At 59.4% G+C, this 14,856-nt stretch carries 14 protein-coding genes and 1 pseudogene; 8 read left to right on the top strand and 7 right to left on the bottom strand.

The genetic code is table 11. The features are described 5' to 3' along the window. Positions 1-84 precede the first annotated feature (84 nt). From AB4N48_RS12550 to AB4N48_RS12535, 4 genes and pseudogenes are all read left to right on the top strand, one after another. Positions 85-711: a TetR/AcrR family transcriptional regulator gene (locus tag AB4N48_RS12550; RefSeq protein ID WP_016774383.1), complete on the top strand. Its 627-nt coding sequence runs from the start codon at positions 85-87 to the stop codon at positions 709-711. 141 nt (positions 712-852) lie between these two features. Continuing rightward, positions 853-1,116 (top strand): annotated as a pseudogene (locus AB4N48_RS12545) (outer membrane protein transport protein); the annotation flags it as partial. 100 nt (positions 1,117-1,216) lie between these two features. Further along, positions 1,217-2,326 (top strand): efflux RND transporter periplasmic adaptor subunit, encoded by a 1,110-nt coding sequence (locus AB4N48_RS12540; protein WP_460095534.1) that lies wholly within the window; start codon positions 1,217-1,219, stop codon positions 2,324-2,326. After that, a complete protein-coding gene (locus tag AB4N48_RS12535) occupies positions 2,323-5,382 on the top strand; it encodes an efflux RND transporter permease subunit (protein ID WP_460095533.1) in 3,060 nt (1,019 codons plus the stop codon). Before AB4N48_RS12540 ends, AB4N48_RS12535 begins: the two co-directional genes overlap by 4 nt. Here AB4N48_RS12535 and AB4N48_RS12530 read toward each other — a convergent pair. Both AB4N48_RS12530 and AB4N48_RS12525 read right to left on the bottom strand, forming a co-directional pair. After that, on the bottom strand, positions 5,360-6,295 hold the full coding sequence (locus tag AB4N48_RS12530; RefSeq protein WP_460095532.1) for an NADP-dependent oxidoreductase: 936 nt from the start codon (positions 6,293-6,295) through the stop codon (positions 5,360-5,362). The two genes, AB4N48_RS12535 and AB4N48_RS12530, sit on opposite strands and share 23 nt — an antisense overlap. 60 nt (positions 6,296-6,355) lie before the next feature. Continuing rightward, entirely contained in the window at positions 6,356-6,787 is a 432-nt protein-coding gene (locus AB4N48_RS12525) for a DoxX family protein (RefSeq protein ID WP_460095531.1), read from the bottom strand. 295 nt (positions 6,788-7,082) lie between these two features. Here AB4N48_RS12525 and AB4N48_RS12520 point away from each other — a divergent pair, with 295 nt between their 5' ends. Both AB4N48_RS12520 and AB4N48_RS12515 read left to right on the top strand, forming a co-directional pair. Further along, positions 7,083-7,916 carry an oxidoreductase gene (locus AB4N48_RS12520; RefSeq protein ID WP_056785051.1) on the top strand — a complete coding sequence of 278 codons (834 nt, stop codon included), beginning with the start codon at positions 7,083-7,085 and terminating at the stop codon, positions 7,914-7,916. Between the two features lie 150 nt (positions 7,917-8,066). Then, positions 8,067-9,257: an MFS transporter gene (locus tag AB4N48_RS12515; protein ID WP_460095529.1), complete on the top strand. Its 1,191-nt coding sequence runs from the start codon at positions 8,067-8,069 to the stop codon at positions 9,255-9,257. On the opposite strand, the gene AB4N48_RS12510 is transcribed toward AB4N48_RS12515, so the two are convergent. After that, positions 9,251-10,159 carry a LysR family transcriptional regulator gene (locus AB4N48_RS12510; RefSeq protein ID WP_150635588.1) on the bottom strand — a complete coding sequence of 303 codons (909 nt, stop codon included), beginning with the start codon at positions 10,157-10,159 and terminating at the stop codon, positions 9,251-9,253. The two genes, AB4N48_RS12515 and AB4N48_RS12510, sit on opposite strands and share 7 nt — an antisense overlap. A gap of 204 nt (positions 10,160-10,363) precedes the next feature. On the opposite strand from AB4N48_RS12510, the gene AB4N48_RS12505 reads away from it, so the two are divergent. Both AB4N48_RS12505 and AB4N48_RS12500 read left to right on the top strand, forming a co-directional pair. Continuing rightward, a complete protein-coding gene (locus AB4N48_RS12505; RefSeq protein ID WP_016774391.1) occupies positions 10,364-10,933 on the top strand; it encodes an NAD(P)H-dependent oxidoreductase in 570 nt (189 codons plus the stop codon). Between the two features lie 235 nt (positions 10,934-11,168). Further along, positions 11,169-11,384 (top strand): Atu4866 domain-containing protein, encoded by a 216-nt coding sequence (locus AB4N48_RS12500; RefSeq protein WP_056786820.1) that lies wholly within the window; start codon positions 11,169-11,171, stop codon positions 11,382-11,384. A gap of 45 nt (positions 11,385-11,429) precedes the next feature. Here the strand turns inward: AB4N48_RS12500 and AB4N48_RS12495 are convergent, their stop codons facing one another. From AB4N48_RS12495 to AB4N48_RS12480, 4 genes are all read right to left on the bottom strand, one after another. After that, positions 11,430-11,987, bottom strand: coding sequence for a flavin reductase family protein (locus AB4N48_RS12495; RefSeq protein WP_460095528.1), 558 nt, complete (start codon positions 11,985-11,987; stop codon positions 11,430-11,432). Positions 11,988-12,124: 137 nt separating this feature from the next. Further along, on the bottom strand, positions 12,125-13,030 hold the full coding sequence (locus AB4N48_RS12490) for a LysR family transcriptional regulator (RefSeq protein WP_024012654.1): 906 nt from the start codon (positions 13,028-13,030) through the stop codon (positions 12,125-12,127). 84 nt (positions 13,031-13,114) lie between these two features. After that, entirely contained in the window at positions 13,115-13,681 is a 567-nt protein-coding gene (locus tag AB4N48_RS12485; protein ID WP_258708025.1) for a GNAT family N-acetyltransferase, read from the bottom strand. Positions 13,682-13,767: 86 nt separating this feature from the next. Then, positions 13,768-14,772, bottom strand: coding sequence for an NAD(P)-dependent oxidoreductase (locus AB4N48_RS12480; RefSeq protein ID WP_460095527.1), 1,005 nt, complete (start codon positions 14,770-14,772; stop codon positions 13,768-13,770). Positions 14,773-14,856 lie beyond the last annotated feature (84 nt).

Here is a 14,856-nt window from a genome sequence, read left to right as displayed (position 1 = left end):
GGCTCGCTCCCACAGTGGATGGGTGGTGGTATTCAAAATGTGTCACACGTTGTCAGTCGGCGGGCGGGTGAGTAAGCTGCCGACATGAACCAGTCCTCAGTTTCCCCATCCTTCCCCGGCCCGCGTGGGCCAGTCGATCACGACATTCGTGATCAGATTGTCGCGGCTGCCAACGAGCATTTCAGCCAGTACGGCTACGCCAAGACCACGGTGTCCGATCTGGCCAAGGCCATCGGTTTCTCCAAGGCGTACATCTACAAATTCTTTGATTCCAAGCAGGCGATTGGCGAAGCCATCTGCGCTAACTGTCTGGGGCAAATCGTTGCGGCGGTCGAGCAGGCGATCAACGAGGAAGACCTGACGCCTACCGAGCGTTTCCGCCGTTTGGTGAAAACCGTGATCGCCACGGGCGTGAACCTGTTTTTCAACGACCGCAAGCTCTACGACATTGCTGCGTTTGCAGCGGGTGAGAACTGGCCGAGTGCGCAGCGTTACGATGCGCAGATCAAGCGTTTCATCACCGACATTGTCCGTGAAGGGCGCGAGGCCGGTGAGTTCGAGCGCAGGACGCCGCTGGACGAGACGGTCGAATCGATCCACCTGGCGCTGCGGCCCTTCGTCAATCCCCTGATGCTGCAACACAACCTCGACTTTATCGAAGTGGCGCCGACGCTGACTTCGAACCTCATCCTGCGCAGCTTGATGCCTTGACCCTCTGCTGATCCGAATACTCGGATCAGTCGCCCCAACCCCATCCTGTTCCTGACGCAACGACATTTCCGCTGTTCTGATTGTGACTCTTAACTTGTATGGTCACTAGGGCAACATGGCCGCCGCAGTTTGGTTATTTCAGTGCTGCGTACCGGGTTCTCGGTTGATCAATCTCCGGCGAACAACAGCAATCGCGGGCCGCGTATTCCCACCGGCGATCGCAAGGTGTTCAGCCTCGGCGCCGGTTGGACTCCAGCGGAGAATGTCACCATCGACGCCGCCTATTCGTATCTCTGGGAAGAGAGCGTCGAGATCAACGACACCTCGGCGGGCAAGGGTTCGTACAGCGCGAAATACAAGAACAGCGCCAGCGGGCTCGGTACTTCTGTCAGCTATCGCTTCTGATTCAGCGATGAAAATCGGGCCGGCGATTTGGTGACGGTTGACGATATCGGTCACAAGACTGAGAATATGATGATCATCCTATTTTCAGTAAAGGCATTCCATGCGCCGGCTCCGACCTTTCCCCCTCGCGGTATGTTTGTTGCCCTTGGCCCTGACGGCGTGCGGGGATTCTTCCACCGCGCAGGATCCGCGTACCTTGGCGCCCTTTGTCAGGTCGGCGGCGGTGCAGCCTGCAGAAGACGGCTCCCGATCGTTCACCGGTGTCGTGGCGGCGCGAGTGCAGGGCGACCTGGGCTTTCGCGTTTCGGGCAAGGTGCTCGAGCGTCTGGTTGATACCGGTCAGACGGTCAAGCGCGGCCAGCCACTGATGCGCCTCGACCCCATCGACCTCGGCCTTCAGGCGCGAGCCCAGCAAGAAGCGGTGAGCGCCGCTCGCGCCCGAGCCATACAGACTGCCGGTGACGAAGCGCGCAATCGCAAACTCGTCGCCGCCGGCGCTATTTCGGCATCGGCCTACGATCAGTTCAAAGCCGCAGCCGACACCGCCAGGGCGCAGCTCAATGCCGCTGTGGCGCAAGCGGACGTAGCGCGCAACGCCTCGGGTTACGCGGTTTTGCTGGCGGACGCTGATGGCGTGGTGGTGGAAACCCTCGCCGAACCCGGGCAAGTCGTCAGCCCGGGACAACCGGTGGTGCGGCTGGCGCGGGCCGGTCAGCGGGAGGCCATCGTCCATCTGCCCGAGACCTTGCGCCCCGCGCCGGGCTCGACCGCTCAGGCAAAATTGTATGGCGATAAGTCGGCTACCGTGAGCGCAAAACTGCGTCTGCTTTCCGACTCGGCCGACCGCACGACTCGCACCTTTGAAGCGCGCTATGTACTTGAAGGCAAACTGGCCAATGCGCCGATCGGTTCGACAGTCACCCTTGATATCGCCCAAGGTTCTGCGCCAAAACAGGCGCTGACGGTGCCCGTCGCCGCGATCTACGACCCGGGCAAAGGCCCCGGCGTGTGGGTCATCGCCGGCACACCGGCGACAGTGAGCTGGCGCCCGGTGGAGGTCCTGGGCTTGAGCGATGACTCGGCCCGTGTCGCTGGCCAGCTCAACGTCGGTGAACCGATTGTCGCGCTGGGCGCGCATCTGCTGCGCGATGGCGAAGAAGTACGCTTGCTTGCCCGCGACGATGGCCAGATTGCCGGGAGTCGTCCATGAGCGAGGGCCGGTTCAACCTTTCTGCTATCGCCGTGCGCCAGCGCGCAATCACGGTGTTTCTGATTTTTCTCATCGCCGTTGCCGGCGTCCTGTCGTTCTTCAAATTGGGCCGGGCGGAAGACCCACCGTTCACGGTCAAGCAGCTAACGGTGATTACTGCGTGGCCGGGGGCGACCGCGCAGGAGATGCAGGATCAGGTTGCCGAACCCCTGGAGAAACGTTTGCAGGAACTGAAGTGGTACGACCGCTCGGAAACCTACACGCGTCCGGGACTGGCATTCACCGTGGTCTCGTTGCTCGACAGCACACCGCCATCGCAGGTGCAGGAAGACTTCTACCAGGCACGCAAGAAGCTCGACGATGAAGCGATCAGGCTGCCGACGGGTGTCATCGGGCCGATGGTCAACGACGAGTTTTCCGACGTGACCTTCGCGCTGTTCGCCTTGAAAGCCAGGGGCGAGCCACAGCGCTTGCTGGTGCGTGATGCGGAGAGGTTACGCCAGCGGCTGTTGCATGTGCCTGGCGTGAAGAAGGTCAACATCATCGGCGAGCAGGCCGAGCGGATATTCGTTTCGTTTTCCCATGATCGGCTGGCGACGCTGGGCTTGTCGCCGCAGGACATCTTCGCCGCACTGAACAATCAAAACGTGCTGACCCCCGCCGGATCGGTCGAAACCAAAGGGCCGGAGGTATTTTTGCGCGTCGATGGCGCGTTCGACACGTTACAGAAAATCCGTGACACGCCTGTTGTCGCCCAAGGCCGAACACTCAAACTGTCTGACGTGGCCACGGTCGAACGCGGCTACGAAGACCCGGCGACCTTCCTCGTGCGCAACAACGGCGAAGAAGCCTTATTGCTCGGCGTGATCATGCGCGAGGGCTGGAACGGTCTCGATCTGGGCAAGGCGCTGGACGCCGAAACGGCCAGGATCAACGAGGAAATGCCCTTGGGCATGACCCTCTCCAAAGTCACCGATCAGGCGGTTAATATCGACTCGGCCGTCGGTGAGTTCATGGTCAAGTTCTTTGTCGCGCTGCTGGTGGTCATGCTGGTGTGTTTTCTCAGCATGGGCTGGCGTGTCGGCGTGGTCGTCGCAGCGGCGGTGCCATTGACCCTGGCGATCGTGTTTGTGGTGATGGCGGCCACCGGCAAGAACTTTGACCGGATCACCCTCGGTTCGCTGATTCTGGCGCTCGGCTTGCTGGTCGATGACGCGATCATCGCCATTGAAATGATGGTGGTGAAGATGGAGGAGGGCTACGACCGCATCAAGGCCTCGGCCTATGCCTGGAGTCATACGGCAGCGCCGATGCTGGCCGGCACGCTGGTCACGGCGATTGGCTTTCTGCCCAACGGATTCGCGCAATCAACGGCGGGCGAATACACCAGCAACATGTTCTGGATTGTCGGCATCGCGCTCATTGCTTCGTGGGTCGTCGCCGTGGCTTTCACGCCGTACCTGGGCGTGAAGCTGTTGCCCGACATCAAGAAAGTCGAAGGCGGGCACGCGGCGATCTACGACACGCCACGCTACAACCGCTTTCGCCGGATTTTGACGTGGGTGATTACCCGGAAATGGCTGGTGGCCGGTGCGGTGGTCGCGCTGTTTGCTGTTGCGATCCCAGGCATGGGGCTGGTGAAGAAGCAGTTCTTTCCAACCTCGGACCGCCCCGAAGTGATGATCGAAGTGCAGATGCCTTACGGCACGTCCATCGAGCAGACCAGCGCGGCGGCGGCCAAAGTCGAAGCCTGGCTGCACAAGCAGGAAGAGGCCAAAATCGTCACCGCCTATATCGGCCAGGGTGCGCCTCGGTTTTTCCTGGCGATGGCGCCGGAGTTACCGGATCCATCGTTCGCCAAAATCGTCGTGCTGACCGACAGCCAGGACGCCCGCGAAACTCTGAAGTTGCGTTTGCGCGAAGCGGTGGCCGAAGGGCTTGCTCCAGAGGCGCGGGTTCGGGCGACGCAGATCGTGTTCGGTCCGTATTCGCCATTCCCGGTGGCCTACCGGGTGATGGGGCCTGATCCGGCGAAGCTGCGCGACATCGCCGAGCAGGTCAGGGCGGTGATGCAGGACAGCCCGATGATGAGAACCGTCAACACTGACTGGGGACCGCTGACGCCCACGCTGCATTTCAACCTGGATCAGGACCGCTTGCAGGCAGTGGGGCTGACGTCCAGCGCAGTCGCCCAGCAGTTGCAATTTCTGCTCAGCGGCGTGCCGATCACGGCGGTGCGCGAAGACATCCGTTCTGTGCAGGTCGTCGGTCGTGCGGCGGGCAATATCCGCCTGAACCCGGCGCAGATCGAAGGCTTCACCCTGGTCGGTGCGGCGGGGCAGCGCATCCCGTTGTCGCAGATCGGCGAGGTCGAAGTGCGCATGGAAGACCCGATCCTGCGGCGCCGCGATCGCACGCCGACCATTACCGTGCGTGGCGACATCGCCGAAGGCTTGCAGCCGCCGGACGTTTCCGGCGCGATCATCCAGCAGTTGCAGCCGATCCTCGAAAACCTGCCTTCCGGCTACCGGATTGAACAGGCGGGCGCCATCGAAGAGTCCGGCAAGGCGGGCAAGGCGATTCTGCCGTTGCTGCCAATCATGATCGCCATGACGCTGCTCATCATCATCGTCCAGGTACGCTCGATTTCGGCGATGATCATGGTCTTTCTCACCTCGCCATTAGGCTTGATCGGTGTGGTGCCGACGCTGCTGATCTTCAACCAGCCTTTCGGCATCAATGCGCTGGTCGGGCTGATTGCGCTGTCGGGGATTCTGATGCGCAACACGCTGATTCTGATCGGGCAGATCCATCACAACGAGCAGGAAGGGCTGGCGCCGTTCCATGCCGTGGTCGAAGCGACAGTGCAACGGGCGCGGCCGGTGTTGTTGACCGCGCTGGCGGCGATTCTCGCGTTCATTCCGCTGACCCACTCGGTGTTCTGGGGCACGCTGGCGTACACGCTGATCGGCGGCACGTTTGTTGGCACCATCATCACGCTGGTGTTTCTGCCGGCGATGTATGCGATCTGGTTCAGGATTCGGCCTGAGCGCTGACATCGAGCACGATTTTTCCCCGGGTGTGTCCGGCCCAGCTTTGTTTAACCGCGTCGACAACTTCTGTCAGCGGTACCACTTGAGCCTCAAGGCTGAGCTTGCCGGATGTGAACAGCGCGGCAATCTCGACCAATTGGCTGCCATCGGAGCGGGTGGCGAAATTTTTGCCACTCACACCGTGCTCGCTTGCCTTCTGTGCAGTGGGTGCGCTTACGGGGGAAACCAGAACGCCCCCGCGCTTGATCACACACCATGAACGGTTCTGAGTTTCGCCGCCGACCAGATCAATGACCGCATCGAGGTCAGCAACGCTGTCTTCGAATTTAGCCGTGGTGTAGTCAATCACCTCATCGGCGCCAAGTGAACGCAGATAGTCGTGGTTCTTCGCAGAGCTGGTCGCGATCACATAAGCACCGGCAAGGCGGGCGAGCTGGATTGCGAAGCTGCCCACGCCACCTGAGCCGCCGTGAATGAGGACTTTTTGACCTGCCTGAATTCCGGCGTGTTCATGCAGAGCTTGCCAAGCGGTCAGCGCTGCCGCCGGCACGCCGCCGGCTTCTTGCAACGATAGTGTTGTCGGCGTGTGGGCCAGACGATCTGGCGTTGAGAGGGCCTGGGTCGCATATCCGCCGGTAATCCCGATAAACCCGAACACCTTGTCGCCAACGACAAAATCTCTGACATTCCTGCCCACCGCGGCGACTGTGCCTGAGACTTCCACGCCAGGCGTGTAGGGCAGTGGCAGAGGAATGAATTGCTGCATGGCACCGGAGAGGATTTTCCAATCGATTGGATTGATCCCACTACCGGCAACATTGATTAACACCTGATCGTCATTGGGTTTCAGATCCGCAAGTTCTTTGAGCTCCAGCGCTTCTGCCTGGCCGTACTGCGCGACTTGGATCGCTTTCATGATTCTCTCCGTTGTGATGGTCAAGGCTCGTCGGAAGGAATGGACGTGCCGGCGATTCGATTAGTGGCGACGTGCGTCGAGGCTGAAACGCCCTGCGCCGAAAGAAACGATCTGCAAGAGCCCACCGGCCATGGCGATATTCTTGAAGAAGTGAATGAACTGATTCTGGTCCGCCAGGGCGTTATGGAAAATCAGTGCGGTCAGTACGCTGAAAATCGCCAACAGCGCTGCGGTGGTACGTGTGCGATAACCGGCGATCAACGCTACGCCGCCGAGAACCTCGACAGCAATCGCCACGCCCAACGCCAGTTCGGGAAAAGGCAACCCGACAGAGCCGATGTAGCCAATCATCATGGCCGGTGCCGCGATTTTCGACAGGCCCGAAAGAATGAAGATCGCGCTCAGAAGAATCCGCCCGATCAAGGAAACGGTGCTGTTGGGGTTGGAAGACGTTGAAGCAGTGACGCTGGAAATTGTGGCTGCGTGGGACATGACGTGGATTCCGCTGATTTCAGCGCTTCACCATGAAGCGCCGTTGTGGAGCAGATGATGTCATCGCGAGGCTTTGCGCAATAGCCGACAAGTTTCGATGATCAGGTTCGAAAAACTAGAAATGCAGCAGAAATCGAAGTGGACCTTCCACTGTGGTCAGCGACGTGTGTTGGGGAGCAGGATCAGGCAAATGTCGCGGATTAATCGGATAACAGTGGCGGGGCGGATTCGGTACGTTGGTCTCGAACGCGGTTCAGCCGAATCCTGAACCGCCGCTATCTAGAGGAGTACTGCAATGAACGAGACTAAGGTTTGGTTGGTTACAGGCTGTTCCACCGGGTTCGGTCGCCACATCGCCACGGCGCTGCTGAATGAGGGTGAGCGTGTGGTGGTCACGGCGCGCAACACACAGCAGATCGAGGATCTGGCCGCCCTCGGCGACGCTTTGATTCTGCCTCTGGACGTGACCGATCCGGCGCAGGCGATGCAGGTCGTACAGGCGGCCGAGCATCGCTTCGGGCGAGTGGACGTGCTGATCAATAACGCCGGCGTCGGCTATTTCTCATCGATAGAAGACAGCGACGATGGGGCTGTTCGGCGGATGTTCGAGGTCAACTACTTCGGCACGGCCCATATGATTCGCGCGGTACTGCCTGGCATGCGCAAGCGGCGCACCGGCATGATCGTCAACCTCACATCGGTAGGCGGTCTGGTCGGGTTCGAAGCGGTCGGCCACTACTGCGCGACGAAGTTCGCCGTTGAGGGCCTGTCGGAAAGTCTGCGCGCCGAAGTTGCGCCACTGGGTATCGGCGTGATGACCGTTCAGCCCAGCGCCTTCAGAACCCAATGGGCGGGATCTTCGGGCGCTGCGCAAACGGTGGCCGAGGATTATCAGGCAACCGCCGGCGCTGCGATGCGCGCGTACCAGCAATCTGTTGGCAATCAAGCTGGCGACCCAGACAGGGCGGCAGCGGCGATCTACGCCGCGGTTACCTGCGCAGCGCCGCCGGCGCGCCTGCTGTTGGGCAATGAAGCCTATGAGGCAGCGCAGGCGAAGCTTGCCGCCATGGGCCGCGAGTTCAGCGCATGGGAGTCTACCGCCCGTGGCGCGGACTTCCCGACGGCCTGACAGGCGAAGCCCGCACTGATGGCATGGACGCTACAGAATCAGGCAAACACCTGAGAGGAGTGAGTTAACGGGGACGACGCGGTGCGGGAAAAACTGGGCGAGTGAGTTGACTCGCCCAATTTTGAACGGCATTTACCGAGGAGTATTTGTATGAATTCGTCGTCCCCGTCCCGACCTTTCATGTGGCTCTGCGCATTCGCAGCGGGGGCCATGATCGCTAATCTCTATTATCTGCAGCCGATCCTGTCGTTGGTAACGGGGGCATTTGGTATTCCGCTTGCCACGTCCGGCCTGCTGGTGAGTTGCGCTCAACTTGGCTACACGCTGGGCATTGTGCTGGTCGTCCCGCTCGGTGACGTCCTCGAAAGAAGAGCGCTTCTGAGCCGGATGTTTACCATCAACGCATTAGCGCTGCTTGTGGCTGCGGCCAGCCCGAATTTCTTGCTGTTCTGCGCCGCAGTGTTGATCAGTGGAGTCACGGCATCCGCTGCCATGTTGATTGTGCCGTATGTAGCGTCCATCGCAGCCGAGCATCGGTGCGGTCAAGTGATCGGCGTAGTGATGACCGGGGCCTTGCTCGCGATACCGCTGTCGTGGCTGGTCTCCGGCGGTATCGGCAACGCGGCAGGTTGGCGCTTGGTGTACGCCAGCGCCGGGTGCGCGGCGCTGATCCTGCTCATGCTGCTCAGAATCACCTTGCCAACCGAGCCCGAGCGCCGAGGCCAGCCCGTGCGTTATGAGCAGTTGATGCGCTCGTTGTGGCAACTCATCCTCGAGTACCCAGCGCTTGCTCGCCGGGCGCTTTACGGTGCGCTGGGAATGGCCAGCTTCAGCATGTTGTGGACTGGATTACCAATACTGTTGTCGCAACCGCCGTTCAATTTTTCGACTTCGAGCATCGGACTGATCGGGCTCACGGGAGTGACTGGCGCGTTGATTCCCGGTGTGGTTGGCCGGCTCTGTGATCATGGCTACCGGCACGCGCTGGCATTCGGGTTGGCCTCGTTGATGATACTGGCCTGGGCAGTGCTGAGCCTTGCGGCGACAGGGCTCTGGATAATTATCGCTGCCGCAATGGCCTTGAACGTTGGCGTAATGGGCTTGCAGATCACCCATCAATCGGTCATCTACAAACTGGCCCCCGCAGCCAACTCACGGATTACCGCGGTGTTTATCAGTATCAACTTTGTTGGCGGCGCTATTGGCTCCGCAGTTGCAAGTTTCGGTATTCGGTATGTCGGCTGGGAAGGGCTGTGCCTACTGGGCGCTGCTTTGCCCGCGGCTCTTGTGCTGGCCTATGCATTGAAGGAACGGCCCTTTGCCCGCGTTGCGGTTCAATGAACATGCAAATGGGCGGCGAGGAAATCCATCAGGGCTCTTACGCGTGCGGGCAGATGTCCGCCTTGGCCGACGTAAATCGCATGAATCTCCGTGACGCTTGCAGGCACGAATGGTTGCAGGACGCAAACCAACCTTCCGGCAGCCAGGTCATCTGCAACCTGGCAGAACCCCAGCCTGGCTAGCCCTGCGCCCAGCACCGTCAATTCACGCAAGGCGTCGCCATCGCTGACGCGCAGATTGCCTTTTACCGGGTACATACGTTGCTCGCCGCTCTCGTCGAGCAAGGCCCACTCCATGGCGGGAGGCGAAAAGGTGAAACCCAGACAGTTGTGATCGGCAAGGTCTTGAGGCACCAGCGGAGTGCCCTTGGTCGCCAGGTAGTCAGGAGATCCTACGATAAGCCCTCTGGATTGCCCGAGTCGTTTCGCCACAAGGTTGGAGTTCTTGAGCGCTCCGGTGCGTATGGCGATATCCGCACGTGCTTCGATGAGATCGACCACCTCATCGGTGAGGAAAAGTTCGACGCTGACCCCAGGATGTTGATTCATGAACAAGTTGATGATGGGAAGAAAAAGCTGGCGGCCGATACCCACATTAGAGCTGATTCTGACCACTCCCTGCGGTGCAGAACTGGCAGATGCTTCGCGTTCCGCTTCGTCAAGATCGGCCAGTATGGCAACGCTGCGTTCGTAAAAAGCCATTCCTTCTGGCGTCAGCAGTTGCTTGCGCGTGGACCTGTTCAGCAAACGTGCGCCAAGACGGCTTTCCAGGCGCGTCATGAGCTTGCTCACGGCAGAGGGGGTTATCGCGCAAGCTCTTGCGGCCGCTGAATAACCTCCGCGTTCCACCACTTTAACGAACACGCTCATCTCGGCGAAGCAATTGATATCCAGTCGTCGCATGTGAACTCACGTCATAAATCGTGTGCCTGGGCACGGGCTGTTTATCTACCATTTCGCGCGCCTAATATTTTGCCAACGCGATATGGAACGGTTGCCGACTTTGCAAGCAAAGAAGTGGCCACTTCCAACCATCGCGCTCTTGCTGTCACGTTGTTTTCTCTAACCGTAGAACATTGCCAAGTTGATAGCTGCTCGGAGGCTGAAATGACTCACACACTGCAATTAGTACTGATCCATAACAGCAACCAGTCCAACGGCGTAGACACGGCGTTGGTGCAATGGATTACCGCCGTGGTGCAAGACCGCAGCGAATTTGCGTTGAGCGTGGTAGAGCCGTTTGACCTGAGATTTATAGACGATTTTTCGGAACAACCCGGTCGTCGAGTGTGCTTGAGAGCGCTAGCGGCAGCAGATGCCTATATCGTCTTGGTGCCCGCACGTCACCTTGGTTACCAGCATGGATTGAAAGTCTTGATGGCGCGCTGGCCTGAACACCTCCAGGGACGACCTTGTTCATTTGTTGGTTATGGCACCACGACCGGCGGGGAGGATGAGGTCGACGAACTTGGATGCGAGTTGTTGAAGCTGCAGGCCATGCCTGTTGGTGGCTATGTGAAGTTCGCTGAGATTGCCGAGCGTCTCGAACAAGGCCTCGGACTGGAGCACTTTGCGCAAGCACGGGTTTCGATGGCGCAGTTGTTGATCCAGCTGGCCTGGTGGGCACGGGCGCTGAAAGATGCGCGGGCCTTCTCTCCTTTGCAGAAGTTCGCGTAGTCCTTCGCTTAGACGTTCTGCGAGCGCCTGGAGCATTGGGCAAAACCTGCGCAGGAATTGCATAACGGCACCGCGCCGCGACTTTTTACTCTTGCTTCAAATCCTGCTGAACGGCAGGAAACTATGATCTGAAAACAGGAGTTCTAAAATGTCCGATGTCGAAATTCGCGTAACCCCTGATGCGCAAGAAAACGCCACGGCAAATCCAGCCGGCGATCAGGGCAAGTACGTTGGCATGTGGGTGACAGCCGACGGTCATATTCGCCATGAGTTGCTGCCAGGAGGGCGATATGACGAGGCTCGCGGTCGGCAAAAAAGCGCTTATCAAGGGCGCTACTGGCTGGAAGGCGACCACATCGAGTATGTGGACGATACTGGCTTTACCGCAGACGGAGAGTTTCGAGATAACGTGCTGTACCACGCGGGCATGGTGTTATATCCCGAGCGCTGACGCATAAGCCGGAATGAACATTCCGGCTTTTTTATTAGTGTCGTATTACAAATTCTGTGGGCGGAATTGATCGCGCAAATCCAGGGTTCCGCCCGCCACCATAAATTTCCCCTGCCCGCGGTAATGCAGGGTTTTGGGGTTTTTCACCGACGTAGCCACATGCGCCTTGACCACTTCCCACACGAACAGACCGTACTCGCCGATAAGATTGGAATCGAACAGCTTGCACTCGAAATTGGCGTAGCACTCTTTGATCAACGGGGCCTTTACCTGTTCTGCGGGGGCGGCTGTGAGGTCAAATTGGGCAAACTTGTCGATGGCGCCACCGCTGCTGTTGCCGACGGCAACAACCTGGTCCACCAATTCGACGGTGGGCACGTTGATGACGCACTGCTGGCTGTTGTGGATCAGCTCGTAGCTGTGGTTTGCACTCCAGATGTAGCAGCCAAACAGGGCGGGGGAGAACTGCATCATCATGTGCCAACCCATGGTCATTATGTTGGTTTCACCTTGCCAGGCGGAGGTCACCAGGACGATGGGGCCGGTTTCCAGATGCTGGCGAACCTCGCTCAAAGGGAAGTCGGATTTTCGAAATGCGGTCATGGCGCCTCCGGGGATCAAAAGAGGATAAACAGTTGTTGTCAGTCGCTTTCGACAATTCAACTTTCCTGCTTTTTGACATGCATCTCTCCGGCAGCCTTGCTCAGGCTGTCGGATTTTTGCTCTTTTCCCTGAATTGCTTACGTCGGCAAGAGCTGTTCGCCGAACCGCTTGATCAGCCACTGCCCAGCCGGACCGGGCGGCGAGTCGGTTCGATAAATCGCATCGAAGGCATAGGTGCCGCCTTTACAGTCGGGCATATCAAGCTCGACCAGGCGTCCTTCGTCCAGGTCAGACTGAACCATGGGCACCGGCATATTCCCCCATCCGATGCCCTCTTTGAGAAGCATGTGTTTGGCGCCCAGATCCGCCAGTCGCCAAGTGCGAGTGCTCACGACGGCAAAGTCCTTGTCACCCGTAAGCGTTGAACGATCCGATAGCACCAATTGAACAAACTCTCTGGCAGCGCCAGGGGATTTGGAACACTCGGTTGCAAGCGGGTGTGCAGGCGCGGCGACCGGTATCAATTGAACACTGCCCACGCCGATGCGCTCGATGCCGTCCAGGCCAATGTCCAGCGGACCGCTGATGCCGACTCCAGCTTTCTTCTCCATCACCAGTTGGGTCACTGCCCCCAAGGCTTCCATGTGCAAGTGCAGAGTGACTGTGGGAAATTCTTCCCTGAAGGTCCTCAACGCATCGACTACTCGCTCGGCAGGGAGCATTACATCGAGCGCGAGGTGAACTTCTGCTTCAAGCCCATGCAGCAAACCGGAGACTTTTGCGCGCAGCCCATTTACGCCGTTGGTAATAGTGCGTGCTTCAGCCAGGACGGTTCGACCTGCCTCCGTCAGTTGCGGTTTGCGCGTGGTTTTGCGGTCAAACAGTGAAACCCCGAGCTGCATCTCCAGATTGGAAATGGAGTAACTCACCACCGATGTCGCGCGATGCAGTTTTCTGGCCGCAGCGGCAAAACTGCCCACTTCTACAACCGTCAGAAATACTTTCAGTTGATCAAGCGTTGGTGTTCCTGGATCGGAGATCATTTCTACTGTCTCGAACGTTTGGGGAGTACTTGTCCTGATTTTGCAGACAGCAGCATATACGCAAGATTGAGCACTTGATCGGCTCTAACAATCAATTGACCGGTTTGTTTCTTCGGCAAGCCATTCGCTGCGCGTGATCTCCCACACCTCCACCGGCATCGGCCCCGACACAAACTGGCCGTCCCGCGTTTCAACCATCCGCATGCCTTCATCTTCGGAAATCTTGCGCGAAGCGCGGTTGGCGGCGGCCTTGGGCACCTGCATCAATGGGCGCATCAACGTATCGAACCAGTAGGCATTGATCACCTTGCAGGCCTCGCGCATGTAGCCGTTGCCCTGAAACTGTGGGGCGAGCCAGAAGCCTCGATGGTTACCCGGTTGATCAAACAGGCTGATACTGCCGATGCAGCTCTCGGGCTGAACGCGGGTGCGGATCATCCAGTGCCATTCCTTTGCGGCAGCCATCGCGGGCAGCGCGACATCGCGGACGTAAACAAGCGCGCCGTCGTCCGGATACGGCCACGGAACGCGGCTGTCGAGATAGCGCACGACCTCCCATTGCGGAAACAATTGTTGCACCGCCGCTGCATCACTCAGTTGCAGCGGCGTGAGGATCAAGCGGCGGGTGTAAAGCGTGGGGATGCAATCCATGGCAATCAATCCTTGCGAGCAGTGGCGGGCAGCACCGGTACTCTCTCAAACGAGCAGTTCAAGTGTCGAGTGACCTGTGCGCCGTCTCACTCAAGTAGTTCGATCAACTCCCCACCGTCCTCTCTCAACCGCTGCAAAAACACCTGTGCCTCCAGCAACTGATAGGGAAAATACAGCCCCGGCCTTACCGGCGCTTGCCCATCCAGCCCAACCAGCCGCTCCAGTAACATGGCCACACTGAGCCCGGTCAACGCCGCTGCGCCTGCGCGGTGAACCACGGCGTGGCGGGTGCGCAATGGCTGTCCATCGTGATCCGTGCCTTCAAGTTCGATGAGTATCTCCGTCGACATCGGCTGACCATGACGCCGGGTCGAGCTGACGCCGCTGGCGAGGTTGAACTCGACGTTCGGGGCGTCGGTGGCGGCGGCGAGGCCTGTCACGTCGATGGAGGAGAAGCCGGCGCCCTGCAGGGTGGTGCCGTCGACGGCGCGGAAGCTGACCTTGGCATCGTCGCCTTCACGCCAGATGAATTCGCCGTCACGGCGGGTCAGCGCGGCGGGCAGCATTTTGTTCAGGTGCTCGAAATCGACGGCCACGGTCGGGCCGCCGCCGTCCTGTTCGTCGACCAGTGCATGAATGCGGATGTCGTGCACGCGGGCGAATGCCTTGGCGAGGTGCAGCGTCGCAACTGTGGTGGCGCCGACCATCCATTCGTAGCCGAGGACAATGGGAGACGCGTCGGGCGAGTGGATGAAACTGGCGATTTGCGGGGCGATTTCGAACACGCCGGAAGAGATGCTCAGGTGCGGAACCTTGCGCTTTTGCGCAAAGCGCAGTCCGGCGAGGGCGTGGTCCATGTAGAACAGGGCGATGGCGCTGACCGGGCGATCACCCAGTCCCAGATCTTCTGCGCGAGCATCGATGACCACACCCTGGGCATTGCCGATTTGCTCGGCGGTTTGCTCAGCCCTGGCGAGGTCGCGTCCGCCGATCAGCAACGGAACGTCGGGATGCGCCGCGCGCAATGCGCGGGCCGTCTGATGGCCGATGGCGCCGGAGCCGCCCATGAACAGAATGGGATGAAGTGGCATGAATCCTCCTCATTTTTCCTGGATTGAAACGTGCTTGGGCTAGACACCCTAGCACGCACTTTCCAGTTCGCCGGTGCGCTTGGT

The sequence above is a fragment of the Pseudomonas sp. S2_C11 genome, from assembly GCF_054668395.1.
The sequence above is the reverse complement of the archived record's forward strand: the minus strand, read 5'-3'. Positions and strand labels throughout refer to the sequence as shown.

Coding starts and splice junctions, on each gene's coding strand:
- AB4N48_RS12500 (WP_056786820.1), top strand. CDS start 11,169: ATGTGGGTGACAGCCGACGGTCATATTCGCCATGAGTTGCTGCCAGGA.
- AB4N48_RS12515 (WP_460095529.1), top strand. CDS start 8,067: ATGAATTCGTCGTCCCCGTCCCGACCTTTCATGTGGCTCTGCGCATTC.
- AB4N48_RS12535 (WP_460095533.1), top strand. CDS start 2,323: ATGAGCGAGGGCCGGTTCAACCTTTCTGCTATCGCCGTGCGCCAGCGC.
- AB4N48_RS12505 (WP_016774391.1), top strand. CDS start 10,364: ATGACTCACACACTGCAATTAGTACTGATCCATAACAGCAACCAGTCC.
- AB4N48_RS12540 (WP_460095534.1), top strand. CDS start 1,217: ATGCGCCGGCTCCGACCTTTCCCCCTCGCGGTATGTTTGTTGCCCTTG.
- AB4N48_RS12525 (WP_460095531.1), bottom strand. CDS start 6,787: ATGTCCCACGCAGCCACAATTTCCAGCGTCACTGCTTCAACGTCTTCC.
- AB4N48_RS12490 (WP_024012654.1), bottom strand. CDS start 13,030: ATGATCTCCGATCCAGGAACACCAACGCTTGATCAACTGAAAGTATTT.
- AB4N48_RS12485 (WP_258708025.1), bottom strand. CDS start 13,681: ATGGATTGCATCCCCACGCTTTACACCCGCCGCTTGATCCTCACGCCG.
- AB4N48_RS12520 (WP_056785051.1), top strand. CDS start 7,083: ATGAACGAGACTAAGGTTTGGTTGGTTACAGGCTGTTCCACCGGGTTC.
- AB4N48_RS12510 (WP_150635588.1), bottom strand. CDS start 10,159: ATGCGACGACTGGATATCAATTGCTTCGCCGAGATGAGCGTGTTCGTT.
- AB4N48_RS12480 (WP_460095527.1), bottom strand. CDS start 14,772: ATGCCACTTCATCCCATTCTGTTCATGGGCGGCTCCGGCGCCATCGGC.
- AB4N48_RS12530 (WP_460095532.1), bottom strand. CDS start 6,295: ATGAAAGCGATCCAAGTCGCGCAGTACGGCCAGGCAGAAGCGCTGGAG.
- AB4N48_RS12550 (WP_016774383.1), top strand. CDS start 85: ATGAACCAGTCCTCAGTTTCCCCATCCTTCCCCGGCCCGCGTGGGCCA.
- AB4N48_RS12495 (WP_460095528.1), bottom strand. CDS start 11,987: ATGACCGCATTTCGAAAATCCGACTTCCCTTTGAGCGAGGTTCGCCAG.